Source organism: Paenibacillus nicotianae, from assembly GCF_042681745.1.
In the GTDB taxonomy this organism is placed as follows: Bacteria; Bacillota; Bacilli; order Paenibacillales; family Paenibacillaceae; genus Saccharibacillus; species Saccharibacillus nicotianae.
Window position 1 is genome coordinate 133,409 of record NZ_JBHUGF010000006.1, and the last position, 17,551, is coordinate 150,959.

The 17,551-nt window shown below is 39.0% G+C and carries 11 protein-coding genes and 11 tRNA genes; 4 read left to right on the forward strand and 18 right to left on the reverse strand.

The annotated features are described in order from the left end of the window. Positions 1 to 7: 7 nt before the first annotated feature. The 4 genes from ACFSGI_RS03000 to ACFSGI_RS03015 all read left to right on the forward strand — a co-directional run bounded on the left by ACFSGI_RS03000 (position 8) and on the right by ACFSGI_RS03015 (position 4,779). A complete protein-coding gene (locus ACFSGI_RS03000) occupies positions 8 to 1,297 on the forward strand; it encodes an extracellular solute-binding protein (protein WP_204827029.1) in 1,290 nt (429 codons plus the stop codon). Between the two features lie 210 nt (positions 1,298 to 1,507). Further along, on the forward strand, positions 1,508 to 2,839 hold the full coding sequence (locus ACFSGI_RS03005) for an ABC transporter substrate-binding protein (RefSeq protein WP_204827028.1): 1,332 nt from the start codon (positions 1,508 to 1,510) through the stop codon (positions 2,837 to 2,839). A 103-nt stretch (positions 2,840 to 2,942) separates the two neighbouring features. Further along, complete coding sequence (locus tag ACFSGI_RS03010; protein ID WP_204827027.1) at positions 2,943 to 3,839, forward strand: carbohydrate ABC transporter permease; 897 nt, start codon at positions 2,943 to 2,945, stop codon at positions 3,837 to 3,839. 88 nt (positions 3,840 to 3,927) lie between these two features. Then, the gene (locus ACFSGI_RS03015) at positions 3,928 to 4,779 is read left to right on the forward strand and encodes a carbohydrate ABC transporter permease (RefSeq protein WP_204827026.1); all 852 of its coding nucleotides are present in this window, start codon (positions 3,928 to 3,930) and stop codon (positions 4,777 to 4,779) included. 148 nt (positions 4,780 to 4,927) lie between these two features. Here the strand turns inward: ACFSGI_RS03015 and glmS are convergent, their stop codons facing one another. The 18 genes from glmS to ACFSGI_RS03105 all read right to left on the reverse strand — a co-directional run bounded on the left by glmS (position 4,928) and on the right by ACFSGI_RS03105 (position 17,546). Next, the gene (gene glmS, locus ACFSGI_RS03020; protein WP_204827025.1) at positions 4,928 to 6,760 is read right to left on the reverse strand and encodes a glutamine--fructose-6-phosphate transaminase (isomerizing); all 1,833 of its coding nucleotides are present in this window, start codon (positions 6,758 to 6,760) and stop codon (positions 4,928 to 4,930) included. Positions 6,761 to 7,574: 814 nt separating this feature from the next. Further along, positions 7,575 to 8,918 carry a phosphoglucosamine mutase gene (gene glmM, locus ACFSGI_RS03025; protein ID WP_204827024.1) on the reverse strand — a complete coding sequence of 448 codons (1,344 nt, stop codon included), beginning with the start codon at positions 8,916 to 8,918 and terminating at the stop codon, positions 7,575 to 7,577. A 177-nt stretch (positions 8,919 to 9,095) separates the two neighbouring features. Then, positions 9,096 to 10,697, reverse strand: a complete 1,602-nt coding sequence (locus tag ACFSGI_RS03030; protein ID WP_379282398.1) for a CdaR family protein — start codon at positions 10,695 to 10,697, stop codon at positions 9,096 to 9,098. 2 nt (positions 10,698 to 10,699) lie between these two features. After that, complete coding sequence (cdaA, locus tag ACFSGI_RS03035; protein WP_204827022.1) at positions 10,700 to 11,524, reverse strand: diadenylate cyclase CdaA; 825 nt, start codon at positions 11,522 to 11,524, stop codon at positions 10,700 to 10,702. Positions 11,525 to 11,830: 306 nt separating this feature from the next. After that, positions 11,831 to 12,442, reverse strand: coding sequence for a zf-HC2 domain-containing protein (locus ACFSGI_RS03040; RefSeq protein WP_204827021.1), 612 nt, complete (start codon positions 12,440 to 12,442; stop codon positions 11,831 to 11,833). A 124-nt stretch (positions 12,443 to 12,566) separates the two neighbouring features. Then, on the reverse strand, positions 12,567 to 13,136 hold the full coding sequence (gene sigW, locus ACFSGI_RS03045; protein ID WP_069325697.1) for an RNA polymerase sigma factor SigW: 570 nt from the start codon (positions 13,134 to 13,136) through the stop codon (positions 12,567 to 12,569). Positions 13,137 to 13,425: 289 nt separating this feature from the next. After that, positions 13,426 to 16,221 (reverse strand): phosphoenolpyruvate carboxylase, encoded by a 2,796-nt coding sequence (gene ppc, locus ACFSGI_RS03050; RefSeq protein WP_204827020.1) that lies wholly within the window; start codon positions 16,219 to 16,221, stop codon positions 13,426 to 13,428. A 367-nt stretch (positions 16,222 to 16,588) separates the two neighbouring features. After that, positions 16,589 to 16,662, reverse strand: a tRNA-Gly gene (locus ACFSGI_RS03055). Positions 16,663 to 16,669: 7 nt separating this feature from the next. Continuing rightward, a tRNA-Pro gene (locus tag ACFSGI_RS03060) sits at positions 16,670 to 16,743 on the reverse strand. 27 nt (positions 16,744 to 16,770) lie between these two features. Then, positions 16,771 to 16,847: transfer RNA gene (locus ACFSGI_RS03065), tRNA-Arg, on the reverse strand. 20 nt (positions 16,848 to 16,867) lie between these two features. After that, positions 16,868 to 16,942: transfer RNA gene (locus tag ACFSGI_RS03070), tRNA-Gly, on the reverse strand. A gap of 8 nt (positions 16,943 to 16,950) precedes the next feature. Beyond that, positions 16,951 to 17,032: transfer RNA gene (locus ACFSGI_RS03075), tRNA-Leu, on the reverse strand. Positions 17,033 to 17,044: 12 nt separating this feature from the next. Next, positions 17,045 to 17,120 (reverse strand) — tRNA-Lys (locus ACFSGI_RS03080). Between the two features lie 5 nt (positions 17,121 to 17,125). Continuing rightward, a tRNA-Gln gene (locus tag ACFSGI_RS03085) sits at positions 17,126 to 17,200 on the reverse strand. A gap of 24 nt (positions 17,201 to 17,224) precedes the next feature. Next, positions 17,225 to 17,300 (reverse strand) — tRNA-Val (locus ACFSGI_RS03090). A 13-nt stretch (positions 17,301 to 17,313) separates the two neighbouring features. Continuing rightward, a tRNA-Glu gene (locus ACFSGI_RS03095) sits at positions 17,314 to 17,385 on the reverse strand. A 9-nt stretch (positions 17,386 to 17,394) separates the two neighbouring features. Then, a tRNA-Thr gene (locus tag ACFSGI_RS03100) sits at positions 17,395 to 17,467 on the reverse strand. 3 nt (positions 17,468 to 17,470) lie between these two features. Beyond that, positions 17,471 to 17,546 (reverse strand) — tRNA-Asn (locus ACFSGI_RS03105). Between the last annotated feature and the right edge of the window lie 5 nt (positions 17,547 to 17,551).

The window sequence follows — 17,551 nt, forward strand, 5'->3', positions numbered from 1 at the left end:
GGTAGATATGCGAGCAAATCGTTGGATCGGATTTTACATCAACAGCTTGTTAATATTGGTTGTTCTACTAAGTGCTTGTACCTCTTCTGCTGTAGCACCTGTTCCTGCTGGCAATACTGAAAAACAAGCAGTTATCAAGTTTGTAGCGGCTGAATATAGTTCAAGCACCAAGCCTTTACTCGAACGACTCGTTCGTAATTTTATGCGCGAACATCCTTCGATTACTGTTGAGTTACAAGTGGTCAACTGGGATCTTATTGATGGCGTATATACTTCTATGATTAGCGAAGGGCAACCCCCTGACTTACTCAATATGAATATGTATGCTCGCTTTGGACATGATCAATTGCTCAATAATATGGATGAACTGATTTCAGATGATCTCAAAAATAAACTTTCTCCTCATTTATTGAAGCTTGATCGTATTAACGGACAACAATATGCTATTCCTTATGTCGCGACGGTTCGTAAATTATACTATGAACAAAATCTATTTCAACAAGCAGGCATATCGTCCCCTCCACAGACATGGTCTCAATTAACTAAAGATGCCACCAAACTGAAAGCAATCGGTGCTTATGGCTTTGGTGTTGATTTAACCGATAATGAAATACCTGCATATTTGTCCTATTTCTTTTTTGGAGCAGGTGGCGGGTGGATGAAAAATGGAAAATGGGATATTAACTCTCCTCAAAATGTTGCCGGTCTTACTTATCTCAAGCAATTATATATTCAAGGTCTGACCGATCCTGAACCTACAGTTACGATTCGAGATGAGAAACAGCGTATTTTGGGAGACGGAGAATTAGGAATGATGATCAGCGGTAATTATTTTGCGGCGGTTACAGAACGCGAATTTCCAAATACAGCCTGGGGTAGTGGAATCATTCCTGTAAAAGATGGACAACCTGAAATGAATTTTGGGGTTCAAGATGTGATGTTATCATTCAAAACAGACCATACAAATAAAGCAGCTCTCTCTACGTTTTTAGATTATTTATACAATGACGAAAATTATGAAAATATTATACGTCAAGAAGGAATGATCCCTGTTACAACGACTGTTGCCAGTAAATTATCGTTAGAAAACCCACAAATGGAAACTGATATCAACCGTTTACAAACAGCACACTTTTATCCATTGCAACAACCAGAATGGGGAGATATTATAGCATTAACTCGTAAAATGGGTAATGCTATCTTATACAATGAAATCACACCGCAAGCCGCTTTAGATCAAGTACAACAATATGCTGAACGGCAACAGACTCTTTATCAAAACCCTACTCACCCGTAATATATCCCACCTATATAACATTGGTAAGTGACTATATTTAACTTATAATTCATTGAATTCTATAAAATCTCGTAAAATATTCAAGATTTAAAATAATATATTCAATATATTTGAATAATCAAATCCCTTATGATAAATACAGACGCCAGATCGTTGCATTGCTAACACAAAGGCGTGATTTAAATTATCAATTAGGGGGTTTGATTTTTTATGTCATGGAAAAAAAGATTATCTGTATTAAGTGCAGCGGCATTGCTGACTGTATTTACATTATCAGGTTGTGGCAGTAGCAACGATTCAGCAAGTGGAACGGCAAGCACAGGAACAACAGCTTCATCTGGTAAAGGTCTCACTGGAGACTTTGAAGTTCAATATTTTGTAGGCGGTTATGGCGATGCCTGGTGGAAAAAAGTTGTCGAAGAATTTCAAACCGCTAACCCCGATCTGAAGATTAAAGTCAGCGCAGGACCAAAAATCAACGATCAAATGAAACCCCGCTGGATAGGTGGTAATCCACCTGATTTTGTTTATATCGATGGTGCAGGTCTAAATGCTCGTCAGATGATTGAAGACGGACAATTGGAAGACTTAACCGAATGGTACAAAACAGCCAAAACAGTAGACGGTGATCTGATCTCTGAATCGTTAACTCAAGCACCTGAAGATTACAGTGGCAAAACATACAATATTCCACTGGCTTTGAGTTCATGGGGTATTTTCTGGGATCAAAAATTGTTTGCTGATAATAACTGGAAAGCACCTACAGACTTCGATTCATTTATAGCGGTAAGCAAAGAAATCAAAGCAAAAGGAATCACTCCTTTTATCCATACCGGTATCTATCCTTATTACATCAATAACTCTATTTTGTATCCAGCTATGGTATCGGCTAACAATGATGACTTTTCAATTTTGCAAAAAATAGCGGCTAATGATCCAGAAGCTTTCAAGAGCCCGGCTGTAATGACAGCACTGAATCAAATTGTCACTATGCGTGATGACGGAATTATCGATCCGGCGGCTGTACAGCTTAATCATACCGATTCACAAATGTTATTCTTGCAACACAAAGATGCGTTTATCGCTAATGGATTATGGATGCCTAATGAAATGTCCAAAGATGTACCCGAAGGTTTCGACTTTGGATTTATGCCATCGATCACACAAAAACCAGGCGGTAAATCTATTGCTGTCACATCTACAGCAACAGTCGGTGTAGCATCTAAAGCCAAAAATAAAGAAGCTGCTTATGCGTTTATTCAATTTATTTTCGCCAAAAAACAAGCTTCTCAATGGGCAGAATTAAGTGGCGCTCCTTCCAATATCAAAGGCGATATCAGTGCTTCCAATGCTCCTGCTTTTGTCAAACAAGCCGCAGAATATTTAAATTCTAAAGATACAATTGTTGTCCCTACGATCACATTCAATGCTGATGTAGAAAAAGCAATGAATGATGCTACAGTAGCGTTAACGATTGGCACGATTGATCCAAATGGATGGATCGAACGCGTATCGGCTGCCGCTCAAAAAGCAGCAAATTAATAAGAAGGATTACAGGAGAGAGCCTGATGCTTATCATCCGGTTCTCTTCTGTTTTACATTCGTGAACATGAATATACGGGATTGAAAAAAGGATGGTGGCTTGATGACTTCGCGGCACTGGCAACGTAATATATTTATTTTATCGTTTATTTTACCTACACTTATTTTATATGCGTTATTTATGGTATATCCCATTATTCAAGCACTATATTATTCCTTATTTGACTGGTCAGGTTCTTCTGAAAACAAAGACTTTATCGGTCTCAAAAATTTCGTCGATCTGATGCATGATCCAATTATGTGGCAAGCCATAGGTAATGACTATTTCCTAGTTGCAGGTAAAATGATTGGTATTATGATTTTGGCTACTTTTTTTGCAGTATCGTTAACCCGCTTCCGTCTGAAATTCGCTTTGTTTTTCCGCTCTATTTTCTTTATTCCAAATATTATTTCTGTTGTTGTTATCGGTGTATTATGGGCATTTATCTACAACCCTCAGATCGGATTTTTGAATTCGATTCTTTCATTGATCACAGGCACAGAAGTCAAAACAGCATGGTTAGGCTTTCCTTTTCATACAATCTGGATGTTACTCCCTCCGTCAATCTGGGCAGGGATTGGATTTTATATGATTTTGCTGATTGCCGCTATTCAAGGTATTCCTGAATCGTATTATGAAGCTTCTTCTCTTGAAGGCGCAGGGCAATGGCATCAATTTACGCAGATTACATTACCGTTGATCTGGGAACAGATTAAAGTCTCGGTATTGAATATTATGATGACTACACTCAATGGTTCCTTTGTTATCGTAATGATTATGACCAATGGTGGGCCGGATAACTCTACTCAAGTAATGGGCTCTTATCTGTATCAGATGGCTTTCCAACAATATCACTTTGGGTATGGAGCAGCGATTGGCGTAATTATTTTGATTATGTCGCTAATCACAACTATTGCTTTACAACGTATCATGCGTCAAGAAACGGTAGAAATGAATTAATACTACCTATTCACACAGATATCAAATAAACGTATCGGTCTGAATTCCACATATTGGATCATCAGAACGTCACTAAAGGAGGATCTTGATGGGCAATATTATGGGTATTCGCAATCCTATTATTCGTATCTTTTTCTATCTGGTGTTAGCCGTGTGGAGTATTACGGTGTTGTATCCGTTACTTTGGACATTACTGGATGCGCTCAAAGACAATAAACAGTTTTATGCTAATCCACCGTGGGCATTACCGGACTTTCCTTTGTTATGGAGCAATTTTAGTTATGTATGGGAAACCTATAACTTTGGCAAATATTTTACTAATTCATTAATTATTACACTAGGTTCCACGTTATTGGGATTGATTTTATCTGCTACTACTGCTTATGTGCTTGCACGTTATCCGTTTAAAGGCAGTAATGCGTTATTTCTACTTTATATCAGTTCGATGATGGTTCCTTTTAGTCTGGCACTGATTCCTTTATTCTTTTTAATGAACAAGTTAAATCTGATTAACACTTCGATCGGTTTGATCTTGGTATATGCTACCACTTTGATTGCTTTTGGGGTATTTGTACTGGTCGGCTTTTTCAAAACGTTACCGAAAGAATTAGAAGAAGCGGCGGCGATTGATGGTGCTTCTTACTTTGGAACCTTTTTCCGTGTCATGCTTCCATTGTCTCAACCAGGACTTGTCACAGTAGCGATCGTCAATATTCTGAATATCTGGAATGAATATTTTGTTGGACTGGTGCTGATTAATGATCCAGATCATTATACTCTGCCTATCGGTATCGCAGTTATGCAAGCTGAAATGCAATATCGTACTGAATGGGGGCCACTGTTTGCAGGGCTATTTATCAGTATTGTACCGGTGCTGATTATGTATATCTTTTTCCAGCGTCAGATTGCCAGCGGGATTACAGCAGGTGCTGTGAAGTAAACCTTAGATAGAATTTGATCTATAGATTCAATCATAAAAAAAGCCGAGTCGCACTCAGGAATGATCCTGAATGTACTCGGCTTTTGCTGATATCTATTCATTGTACTTATTTATGTCTACCCTATAAAGCTACAATTACTAGCAAATACTATTCTACCGTTACACTTTTCGCAAGGTTACGTGGTTTGTCCACATCATGCTCAAGTGCTAGTGAAGCGTAATAAGCTAACAACTGCAATACAACAACAGACAACGCTGGAGTCAATAATGGCAATGTTCTTGGAATCGATAATACTTTATCTACCGATTTCATTAGCTCTTCACGACGTTCTTCATAGCTCACAACCATTACTTCTGCGCCACGAGCTTTTACTTCTTTGATGTTGCTTAATGTTTTTTCAAGTACATCTTCTTGTGTAGCTAGAGCGATAACAGGAATACCTTCTTCGATCAAAGCAAGTGTACCATGCTTCAATTCGCCTGCTGCATAAGCTTCAGAGTGGATATAAGAAATCTCTTTTAATTTCAGAGAACCTTCTTGTACGACTGCATAATCCACACCACGTCCGATAAAGAACAAATGTTTATGTTGAGCGATATGCTCTGCATATTCTTTGATAATCGGTGCTTGTGTTAATACTTGCTCTACTTGCTCAGGCAATGAATCCATAGCTGCAAGAATATGAGCGATTTCTTCTGGAGTTTTTGTTCCACGAATTTCAGCCATATATAGACCTAATAGGTAGAAAGCAATCAATTGAGATGTATAAGCTTTAGTCGATGCTACTGCAATCTCAGGACCTGCTAATGTAGCAATGACATCATTCGCATCACGAGCGATAGAGCTACCTACTACATTCGTTACAGCAATAACATGAGCACCATTGGCTTGTGCTTCACGTAGAGCTGCTAATGTATCTGCTGTTTCACCGGATTGACTCACTACAATAACCAATGTGTCTTTAGCGATGATTGGTGAACGGTAGCGATATTCAGAAGCTACATCTGTTTCTACCGGAATCTTCGCTAGACTTTCAATAATATTACGTCCTACAAGACCTGCATGATACGCTGTACCACAAGCAACGATCTGAATATTACGAATATTTTTGATTTGTTCTTTGGTTAAGTTCAAGTCTGTAAAATGAACACCTTTGCCATCTTCGTTGATGCGACCAAGCATTGTATCGCGGTATGCTTTAGGTTGTTCATGAATTTCTTTTAACATAAAGTGATCAAAGCCGCCTTTTTCTGCGGTTACTGCATCCCAATCTACATGGAATATTTCCCGAGAAATAAAGTTGCCTTCAATCGTCATCAATTCTACTGCATCTTCAGTCAAAACAGCCATTTCGCCATCTTCTAAAATATACACATCACGAGTATATTTCAAGATCGCTGGAATATCAGAACCAATAAAGTTTTCACCTTTACCTACGCCGATAACAAGTGGACTTGCTTGACGTACAGCGACTAATTTATTAGGCTCATACTCTGTTAATACACCAAGTGCAAAAGCACCGCGCATAAAGGTTACAGCTTTTTGTACTGCTTTAACGATATCACCATCATATTCACGAGCAACTAAGTGAGCGATAACTTCTGTATCTGTTTCCGATACAAATACAACACCAGAAGCGATCAATTCATCTTTAAGCTCCAAATAGTTCTCAATAATACCATTATGCACAACAGAGAATTTGCTTGTTGCGTCTGTATGTGGATGAGAGTTAACATCAGATGGTTTACCATGAGTTGCCCAGCGTGTATGTCCAATCCCTGCATTACCCACCAAAGGATGTTCGTCTAACTTAGCTTCCAAGTTCGTCATACGACCCAAAGCTTTAACCACTTGCAATCCTTTACTTGTAAAAACAGAAATCCCCGCTGAATCATAACCACGATATTCTAACTTACGAAGTCCATCCACCAAAATAGCTTGCGTATCTTTATTCCCAATATATCCAACAATACCACACATCGTTGTATTCCTCCGTTCAAATGTTCGTCTCATGACGTTAGTTGCACATTAGAACAGGAGTCAGGGATATACAGATCATAACATTAGAATAGGTATGCACTGTAGATCATCTCTGCACCATATTTAGTTTGGAGTTCTATTATCGATAGTCATCGATTATTCAGCTTTCAATGTACATTCTATGTGATGCTGTAATCCTGCTCATGTTCTATGCACATTAGTAATTTTTATAAAAGTAATCCTGCTATAAAATGCTGATTATTCAGCTTTTTGTATAATATTATGCACCAAACAGAATCTTTGTCGCAGAGATCACTCTCTCCTTTTAAATTCTGCTTTACGGTTTGATGCGTCACCGGGAGGCCCCCGCCGAACATTCGAACACCTCCACCTCGTCAGCTTGATCTTATTTCTCCGTAGCGATCAAGCTCTGGCGCTTAGTGAATCTTGATTCCAACCTCTATCCTCACTTTCTATATTTGAGTACATTAGATTTCATTTACATTACAGTTTCATTACATTTGGTAACTTGTACATTATATCTATTAATCTTTTAGAAAACAATGATAAAAATCTGACAAAATCATCATTACTGATTTCAACCTTTGCTAACAGACTATTTGTTTTCTACTTGAGCAATAAAAACCCTATCATAATACAACAGTTATCAAATAAGATACGGTTATATTTAACCTCAGTTATGAATTTGAAGCAGATTAAATTATAAAAAGAGGTTGCCTTATTCGATGTAACCGACAGTACATCTGCCAATATACATCATAATCTGGCAACCTCATATTTATGTGTTGATGATTTAAACGACTAATTCTTTTTTCACAACATCTACAATTTGATCTACATATTGTTCTAATTCATTTTTGTTAGGGCCTTCAGCCATAACGCGGATTAAAGATTCTGTTCCAGATGGACGAACCAATACACGACCGTTGTCGCCTAATTGATCTTCTACTGCTTTGACAGCCGCTGCAATCGCAGTATTGCCTTCATAACGTGCTTTACTTTCTACACGTACATTGACCAATACTTGTGGATATTTATCCATCATCGATTTTAACTCGCTTAATGATTTACCGGAACCAACCAATGTATCAACTAACTGAACTGCTGTTAAGATTCCATCGCCTGTTGTAATGTAATCGAGGAAAATGACATGACCGGATTGCTCGCCACCTAGCGTATATCCTCCACGTTTCATTTCTTCCATTACATAACGATCGCCTACAGCCGTAATCTTTGTTTCTAAAGCAAGAGATTTCGTTGCTTTGAAGAAACCAATATTACTCATAACAGTAGATACAATCATACTATCTTTCAATTTACCTGCACGATTCATAGCATCGCCGCAGATACAGAGGATATAGTCGCCATCCACTTCTTCACCTTTGTCATCAATCGCTATCAGACGATCAGCATCCCCGTCAAAAGCAAGCCCGATATGTGCACCATGGCGAAGAACTTCTTCTTTTAACTTTTCAGGATGAGTCGAACCGCAATGATCGTTGATATTCAGACCATTAGGCTCTGCTGCAATCGTGATCACTTCTGCGCCTAATTCTTTGAAAAAAGTTGGCGCTAATTCATAAGCCGCACCGTTCGCACAGTCCATGACAATTTTTACTCCTGCAAAAGAATGAGTAATCGTTGATTTCAAATGTTCTAAATATTTGAATTTAGACGTATCGTCATTCACAATCGTACCTAGTTCAGCACCGACTGGACGTGGCAAAGTATCTTCTTTCGCATCCATTAATGCTTCAATTTCAAGTTCCGTTTCATCCGTTAACTTGAATCCGTCTCCACCAAAAAATTTAATTCCGTTATCTTCTACCGGATTATGCGAAGCTGAAATCATAACACCTGCATCTGCTTTGAGTAGACGAGTGATATACGCTACTGCTGGTGTACTAACGACACCCAGACGAATGATATGTGCACCGATTGATAACAATCCAGCAACCAATGCAGATTCCAGCATCAGACCAGAAATACGAGTATCCATCCCGATGACTACTGTCGGCTTCTCTGCTCCGTGAGTAAGTACATAACCTCCACAGCGCCCGATCTGGTAAGCCATCTCTGCTGTTAATTCTTTGTTAGCAACGCCTCGTACACCGTCTGTTCCGAAATATTTACCCATTATTTATTGTGCTCCTTATTATTGTTCAAATTATCATTTCTAGGATTGTAGCGAATTTATTTACGATATCATTTAAAAATACATCCATGAGAACGAATTACAATCTATTTAGGCAATCTTATCCTTTATACGCTGACCCTCACATAATGTCAATACTATACTTCATCTATCAACTGCTTATCGGTACGTACTGGGAAATACAGCTTTCGTACTGGTAGCCGCTTCTGATGTTGTACTATTACTATTCGTATTGTTATTACTGTTATCTGGAGGAATCGTTGTTGCCCCACCATTCTCTGCTCCGGCAGATCCGTTGCTTTCAGGGGTCTGTTCAGGTGTAGTTCCTTCTGGAGTGGTAGGTGTTTCTTCTGAAGGAGTTGTTGTTCCCGGGTTACTTGTATCTGGTGTTGTCGTGCCACCTGTACCCGTACCTGAATCAGTCCCACTACCTGTACCTGTTCCATCGGTAGTGCCTGTTCCTGAATTATCCGTATCCGCCGGATCCTTTGGCGTTGTAGTGTCTGTTTTTTCACTGATAGTTACTGTAACTGTAGGTGTATTTGCTGGATCAGATAACGCAATCGTATCTGGCAAAATAACCTGTACAGGAATGTTGTAAGTGCCTGGCTTTCTACCGCTGATATTAGCTGATACTTCAATATCGGCTGGTTTAAGTGCTGCTAACGCTTCAGGCGTCCCTTTTACATTTAGTGTAACCTGTTGATTCGCTGGATCGGTAATCACATTCGTATAGTTATCACTTGCCCCTTTGAAAATAACAGGAATATTAGTGACATCTTTTTGTGAGAAAGCTTCTGCGGTAATCTTCACCTGAACTGTAGATGGTGCTATTCGGTCTGCACCTTCAGGAATATCTAATTTCACAGTCAAATTTGTAGTGCCGGCTTCTTTGATCGAGCCTAGATCGACTGTGGCTGTTATTGAATCTCCTAATGCGGCTAACGACTTCTCTGATCCATATACGGTTACTTCATTGACGCTTGCTTCTGTATTCGCCAATATCAGACTATTTGGAAGTTCACCAGTATAACTAAGATTCAATGGCAAAGTCTTCACAGACGTCCCTATAGGCACTTCTACTTTGACGCTAGCAGGCGAGACGACAGCATCTTTAATAACTGATCCATCTTTAGCATAGACGACCAGAGACACCGTTTTGGAGACTGTATCAGTAGCACCTTCAATATTAACAACACCTTGAACTTTTTGTACATCTTCAAGTCTGCTTTGAGGTAATGTTACGCTAACTTTATCTGTACCATCCGTAATAACAGGATTTCCTGCTTGATTCCCTGTTGCAGGTTCGCCTTGGGTTACGATTTCCGGTACAAACGCATTAGACGTTTTTTCTTCAATCGTTACTTTAACTGTACTTGGACTCATCGATACATACTGTACACTAGCAGGCAATTCAGGAATCAATGGTAATGTCATTGTACCTGCTTGAGTGACCTGACTTAGATCTACCTTCACTTTATAGCTCTCTGATGAGAAATATGAAGTCAAATCAGACTGTTGTCCTCTCACCTGAATACTTACGCGTGTAGGATCTAAAGATTTGAGCACATATTTATCTTCATCAAATCCATATGCTTGAACCTGTACGTTGTCGATTACATTGGTTCCCATCGCTGAAGAAACTGAGGTTGTACGAATAGAAGCTGCTCCTCCATCCAGATGGACCATAACCCACAGTAGTATACTTACAACCAGAGCCAGTACTTTAGCAACTGTGTTGTTATTGATCCATTTATCCATCATTACTCCTCCCCTCCTTTACGTTTCCAGAACGGGCTTTTTTTCTCTTTTGTTGCTACTTTTGGTTTCAAAGCATCATGTAATTTTGAGATTAATGATTCTTCATGGATATCACGAATAACCTGTCCATTCATAGCAAGTGACACTTGACCAGTTTCTTCTGATACGATCAGAGATACACCATCGCCCACTTCACTAATACCGATCGCGGCACGATGTCTTGTTCCAAGTTCTTTACTGATAAATGGATTTTCCGACAGCGGTAAGTAACAAGCTGCCGCTGAAATCTGCTGCCCTTGTATAATAACGGCTCCATCATGTAGAGGCGTATTAGGTATAAAAATATTAATAAGCAATTCTGAACTGACCATCGACTGCATTTTGATACCGGATTCGGTATATTCGTTCAGACCTGTTGTACGTTCAAATACAATAAGCGCTCCTATTTTACGTCTAGATAAATAATGAACAGCTTTGATCACTTCATTGACCATCTTCGTAATTTCTTCATCATCTGCTAACGTTCGGCCAAAAATCTTACCTCGACCTAATTGCTCTAGTCCACGTCGCAGTTCCGGTTGGAAAATAATAAATATCGCTAATACTCCAAACGTAAACGCCTGATTCATTAACCATTTTAATGTATACAAATCAAACCAGCTACTGATTGCCCAGATAAACACAAGCACCAAAATACCTTTCAGTAATTGTACTGCTCGTGTACCACGAACCAATAGAATCAACTGATAAATAATATAAGTTACGATTAAAATATCGATGATATCTTTGATCGAATCTTTCCAAGTTAAGCTTGTAAAATAATCCATACTGAAACCCCCGTCATGTTCTATCTAGTGGACTTATCATCTATTATTTTCCTCATGACTGTATACACAGAAAGTAGGTTTGTATAAAAGATTACCCAAACCTGCCACCAAATGCGCAATAAATCTATTTTTATGAATTATTTGTACTGATCCTAACTATTGTTGTACTAAATAGTACTATATCTAGGGTATAACGATACTTCTATCGTTGCAACCTACTATTTTCTTATTGTACACGTTTTATAAGCACACACGCAAAAAGACGCCTTCTTTAACAAGAGGCGCCTTTCAGGCAATAATCATAAATCAAGGAGAGGCGACTTCAGAAAACACATTTGCGATTTTGTACCAAACCCAGTCTACAGATTGATTAATACTTTGAACTTGCCCCGAAATATGTGCTGTACTTGCTTGGAATATCCCACCATCAATCACAGTGACATTTCCTTCAACATCTCCATAAATCTTAGCCTGTCCTTTTTCTATCGTTAAATTACCAGCGATCGTACGACCTTCCGGTACAATTACAGAATTTCCTTCAATAACAACTTGATCCAAATCTGTGCCTTTGACAATCATCTCAGGGCCTTCATTCCATAATGGAAGTGTTCCAAGCAAAATAATAAAGAAAGCTGCCGCTGCTGTTAATGCAGGATGTCGTTTTAGCCAAGTCCACCAAACATGTGTCTGTTTAGACTTGGGTAAAGACTGCATGATTCGAGCAGTGAGCTCATCAGATACTGGCGGCTTGCGGTGATTTACGGCGAAAAGAAGCATATCTGTTTGTTCTAACTGTTTGAATGCGATACGGCATTCTTCGCACTCAGCCAGATGCTGCTTCAATTCATCTGTTTCTTCATCCAGTAAGTCGCCGTCTAAATATTCGTGCATCAGTGAGACAGCCAGTTTGCAATCCATATGAGCCAATCCTTTCTGTTCAAATACTTTTTGACACGTATAACCAAAAGGAAGCTGTTGAAACAGCTTCTACCTTGTTAAATACGAATCGTATTTCAATGGGTTTCACAATTTATAATTTAATTTATAGTTTAGGTTCTAATTTTTTACGTAAAAATTCCCGTCCACGGTGCACACGGGTCTTAATCGTTGTGACAGGCATATCCATAACTTCACTAATTTCTTGTAAAGACAACTCTTGTAAATATCTCAATACCATGACTGTCTTATATTTATCCGGCAACGAATCGATCGCCTGATGAATTAATTGTTGTGTCTCTGACAGCAGATATTCGCTTTCTGGAGTGCGCTCATCTCCTGGTAAAAGAGCATATCCATCTGTACCATCTTGATCATTCAATTCTGCATCTAATGAATAACTTGGCTTGCGCTTACGTAACCGATCTATACAAAGATTGGTACCTATTCGATAAATCCATGTTGAAAACTTTTGTTTTTGATCATATCGATCTAAATTTTTGTATACGCGCAAAAAGGTTTCTTGTACTACATCTTCTGCTTCATGACGATTACTTAGCATCCGATAGCCTAAATGAAAAATTTTATCTTTGTATAATTCCACGATTTCGGCAAACGCACGTTGATCCCCTTTAAGTGCTAGCTTCACCAATCTCGTTTCTATATTATCCACCATCACTCCCCCAGACTTCGAACCCTATATGTATGTGTAGCAATAGATTTATTTTACAATCCACTACAAATCGTAATTCAATCACGCCAAAATTGCAATCGTAATCCTGCGAATTTTAACTTTTCATACAAAAAAAGCCGAAATATATCATTATTGATAGCAATAATGTATATTTCGGCTTCCTCTAATCACTTATAACTGAAGAATGTATACTCAGGTTCTTTCAGTCTTTATACCTTACACATATACCTATTTAGCGATAGTTATAATGAATTGAAGTTTTTATTTGGGATCAACCTGTATTGCGAAGACCTGCTGCAATACCATTAATCGTTAACAACACTTCACGAAGTAAGTCTGGATTATCTTCATCTTGTTCACGCAGATCACGTAGCTCATTCAATAATTGAACTTGAAGGTAACTCAATGGATCAACATAAGGGTTACGCAAACGAACAGATTCTTGAATAACAGGTACATTATCCAAAATATCTTGTTGACGCGTAATTTGAAGAACCAGATCACGAGTACGATTAAACTCTTCTTGAATCAATCCAAAAATACGTTCACGCTGTTCTTCATCTTTGTACATCCCTGCATACTCTTTAGCTATAATCAAATCTGCTTTCGCAATAGCCATTTGTAGTGTATCTACCAGAGTAGTAAAGAACGGGAACTCTTTGTACATTTGCTGAAGAACAGCCATATTTTCTTCTTTGTTTTGATAAAAATGTTCTATGCCTGTTCCGGCTGCATACCATGCAGGTAACAAATAGCGACTTTGTGTCCATGCAAATACCCATGGAATTGCACGTAAATCTTCAAATCGATCACTATTTTTACGTTTAGAAGGACGAGAACCTATATTGAGTTCGCCTACTTCTGGAAGTGGTGTAGAACCTTTGAAGAAACTCATAAAAGATTCATCACGGAAAATAAGATCTTGATACTTATTAAGCGATACTTCAGAGATTTCTTCCATGATTTGTTCCCATTTTTTATTGTGCTCGCCTTCAGGTTCGCCTACTTTTGCAATAATCGCAGACGTAATAAGCGCTGATGTGGCTTGCTCAAGACTACGATAAGCAATCCCTTGTAAAGAATAACGGGAAGAAATAACTTCCCCTTGTTCTGTGATTTTGATACCGCCACCTATTGTATGAGGAGGTTGAGCCAAAATACTACGGTTTAGTGACATACCGCCACGACCCAAAGCACCGCCACGTCCATGGAAAAATTTAAGCTTGATATCATACTCTGCACCCATCGCTGTAATCTCATTCAGAGCTAGACGTAGTTCCCAGTTCGCTGTCACCACTCCACCATCTTTATTACTATCCGAGTAGCCTAACATGATTTCTTGCAAATTGTTCATCGCTGCTACAGATTGACGGTAAGCTGGTAAATCTAAGACTTGACGCATGATTTGTGGTGCTGCATGTAGATCATCAATCGTTTCAAATAAAGGTACCGCTTGAAGTGTAGAATGAACGGTACCATCAGGATCTTGACGGAACAGACCTACTTCTTTGGCAAATATCATTACTTCAAGAATATCACTAGCCCCTTGCGTCATACTAATCAAGTAACTAGAAATACAGTTCGTACCAAATTCTTTTTGTGCTTTGAAAATAGTACGGTATACAGCTAAGCACTCTTCGGTACTTTCACTGTAATTCAGGTATGTGGATGTCAAAGGACGAGGATCTGTTAGCAACTTACCAAGAAGTTCAATCTTTTCTTCTTCACTAAGTTTGGAATAGTCCTCTACAATTTTCATACTTGCTAAGATTTCAGTCAAAGCATTTTCATGTTCTTGACTATGCTGACGAATATCTAATGTCGCTGTATGAAAACCAAACAGTTCTACCTGACGAATTAACTTTTTCACATATGTATTCGCCACATAATCTGCATAATGATGACGCAAGCTTTGATCGATCACTCGCAAATCTTCTAAAAGTTCACCCATATGACTATAGCTTTCGGCTGTCCCTTTTTTAGATTCATCTAATATATTATTTAATTTACGCAACATATAAGCGATTTTAATACGATAAGGTTCATTCTCATTGTTCCAACTGAACTTCTTATCAATCGTTACATGTAAACGATCTTTTTGAATAGAAGATAACAATTCTTCAGACACATCAATAATCGTTGTACTGAAGCTTAATGATTTCATTAAGTCTGTCAAAATACGTTGGTATTCACGAATCGCCAGACGACGTTGCATTTGTAACGTTTTCCAAGTTACGTCTGCTGTAACAGAAGGATTACCATCGCGGTCTCCACCAATCCAAGAACCAAAGCGTAAAAAGCTAGGCACATGCCATTCATGTTCTGGATAATACTTGCTCAATGAGCGTTCTAATTCCTGATACAATTCTGGTAATACATCAAATAAAGTCTCATGGAAATAATACATTCCATTACGCACTTCATCGAGTACTGTTGGCTTACGATCACGCAATTCATCCGTTTGCCATAATGTAATCACTTCGTTCAATAACTTTTCACGTAATTGCTCACGTTCGCGGAAAGTCAGTGTAGGATTGTCTAAAAGAGTAACGTCTTCTGAAATACGTTTATGAATATCCAGGATAGCACGACGCATCGCTTCTGTTGGATGAGCTGTCATGACTAACTCCAAAGAAAGATCAGCTAAAATAGCTTCCACTTCATCTGCTGTAAAGTTTTTTTCTTTCAACTCTTGAACAGCACTTTCCATAGAACCAGGTTGAATCGTTTCTCCAGCAGAGCGTTCATAATCGCGTTTACGACGAATACGGTGATTCTGTTCTGCAATATTCACCAATTGAAAATAAATAGCAAAAGCACGTACTACTTGGTGTCGATTATCAGAATCCAGATTTTTGATAAGTGTTTTGAATTCCTCAAAAACCTCAGGTAAAGCTACTGCACGCAATGATTTACTTAATTCACGAATTTTTTCAACAATATCCAAAAGTTCCTGTCCGCCTTGATGGACAAGCACCTCACCTAGAATATTCCCCAAAAAACGTACATCTCGCCGCAGCAAGTTGTTAGAATGATTTTTACTAGCATTCACTGTCAACTCAGACATGCTCTTCCTCCTATCTTTCACCGGTGTTAATACCTCTATATGTTAACATCTTCTTAACATCATACAACAAAGCTACACTGATTACTTTAATTAATTTTAAACTTATGAATGATTATGCAAACTTTTAACCAATCAATCACAATAAAAATTAACCGTTTACTTTAATTTTTTTTAGTCATAATTCGTTTATTTTATCTCAGTAACAGCATGTTTTCAATTTTAGAGGTAATATCACATATTTCTAACAATCTAGTACTTTAAATGTAAACTCAAAGTAAAAAAGTACAAACCCTACATTAAAGAATATACAGTCATTTATATCTGTATATAGCAAAAAAAGACCGTCTCCGGTCTTTGAATTAAAAGATGGAGCGGGTGATGGGAATCGAACCCACGCTATCAGCTTGGAAGGCTGAAGTTCTACCATTGAACTACACCCGCAAAACGATCGGGATGACACGATTTGAACATGCGACCCCCTGGACCCAAACCAGGTGCTCTACCAAGCTGAGCTACATCCCGTTATGCGTTTATTCACTTTTTAAAAAATGGCGCGCCCTAAGAGATTCGAACTCCTGGCCTTTTGATTCGTAGTCAAACGCTCTATCCAGCTGAGCTAAGGGCGCATATAAAACTGTAAAAATATTGGAGCGGACGATGGGAATCGAACCCACGACCCTCGCCTTGGCAAGGCGATGCTCTACCGCTGAGCCACGTCCGCAAAACCTATGCGCGTGGAGGGACTTGAACCCCCACGTCGTGAAACGCTAGATCCTAAGTCTAGTGCGTCTGCCAATTCCGCCACACGCGCATGTAAGAAAAATGGTGAGTCATGAAGGGCTCGAACCTTCGACACCCTGATTAAAAGTCAGGTGCTCTACCGACTGAGCTAATGACTCATAAATGGCTGGGGATATAGGATTTGAACCTATGCATGACGGAGTCAAAGTCCGTTGCCTTACCGCTTGGCTAATCCCCAATAAAGTAAAGATTGTATAAGAAATGGTGGAGATTGACGGGATCGAACCGCCGACCCTCTGCTTGTAAGGCAGATGCTCTCCCAGCTGAGCTAAATCTCCAAAGAAGTAAATATGACCCGTAGGGGACTCGAACCCCTGTTACCTCCGTGAAAGGGAGGTGTCTTAACCACTTGACCAACGGGCCCGATTGCGAAGCTCTCAACCGGATTCGAACCGGTGACCTCATCCTTACCATGGATGCACTCTACCTACTGAGCTATGAGAGCAAATGGCTCCCCGAACAGGACTCGAACCTGTGACAACTCGATTAACAGTCGAGTGCTCTACCAACTGAGCTATCAGGGAATAGT

What these genes read in the sequence shown, in the direction of transcription:
- sigW (WP_069325697.1), bottom strand. Translation starts at nt 13,136, where the DNA reads ATGGTGGATAATATAGAAACGAGATTGGTGAAGCTAGCACTTAAAGGG.
- glmM (WP_204827024.1), bottom strand. Translation starts at nt 8,918, where the DNA reads ATGGGTAAATATTTCGGAACAGACGGTGTACGAGGCGTTGCTAACAAA.
- ACFSGI_RS03000 (WP_204827029.1), top strand. Translation starts at nt 8, where the DNA reads ATGCGAGCAAATCGTTGGATCGGATTTTACATCAACAGCTTGTTAATA.
- glmS (WP_204827025.1), bottom strand. Translation starts at nt 6,760, where the DNA reads ATGTGTGGTATTGTTGGATATATTGGGAATAAAGATACGCAAGCTATT.
- cdaA (WP_204827022.1), bottom strand. Translation starts at nt 11,524, where the DNA reads ATGGATTATTTTACAAGCTTAACTTGGAAAGATTCGATCAAAGATATC.
- ACFSGI_RS03015 (WP_204827026.1), top strand. Translation starts at nt 3,928, where the DNA reads ATGGGCAATATTATGGGTATTCGCAATCCTATTATTCGTATCTTTTTC.
- ACFSGI_RS03010 (WP_204827027.1), top strand. Translation starts at nt 2,943, where the DNA reads ATGACTTCGCGGCACTGGCAACGTAATATATTTATTTTATCGTTTATT.
- ACFSGI_RS03030 (WP_379282398.1), bottom strand. Translation starts at nt 10,697, where the DNA reads ATGGATAAATGGATCAATAACAACACAGTTGCTAAAGTACTGGCTCTG.
- ACFSGI_RS03005 (WP_204827028.1), top strand. Translation starts at nt 1,508, where the DNA reads ATGTCATGGAAAAAAAGATTATCTGTATTAAGTGCAGCGGCATTGCTG.
- ppc (WP_204827020.1), bottom strand. Translation starts at nt 16,221, where the DNA reads ATGTCTGAGTTGACAGTGAATGCTAGTAAAAATCATTCTAACAACTTG.
- ACFSGI_RS03040 (WP_204827021.1), bottom strand. Translation starts at nt 12,442, where the DNA reads ATGGATTGCAAACTGGCTGTCTCACTGATGCACGAATATTTAGACGGC.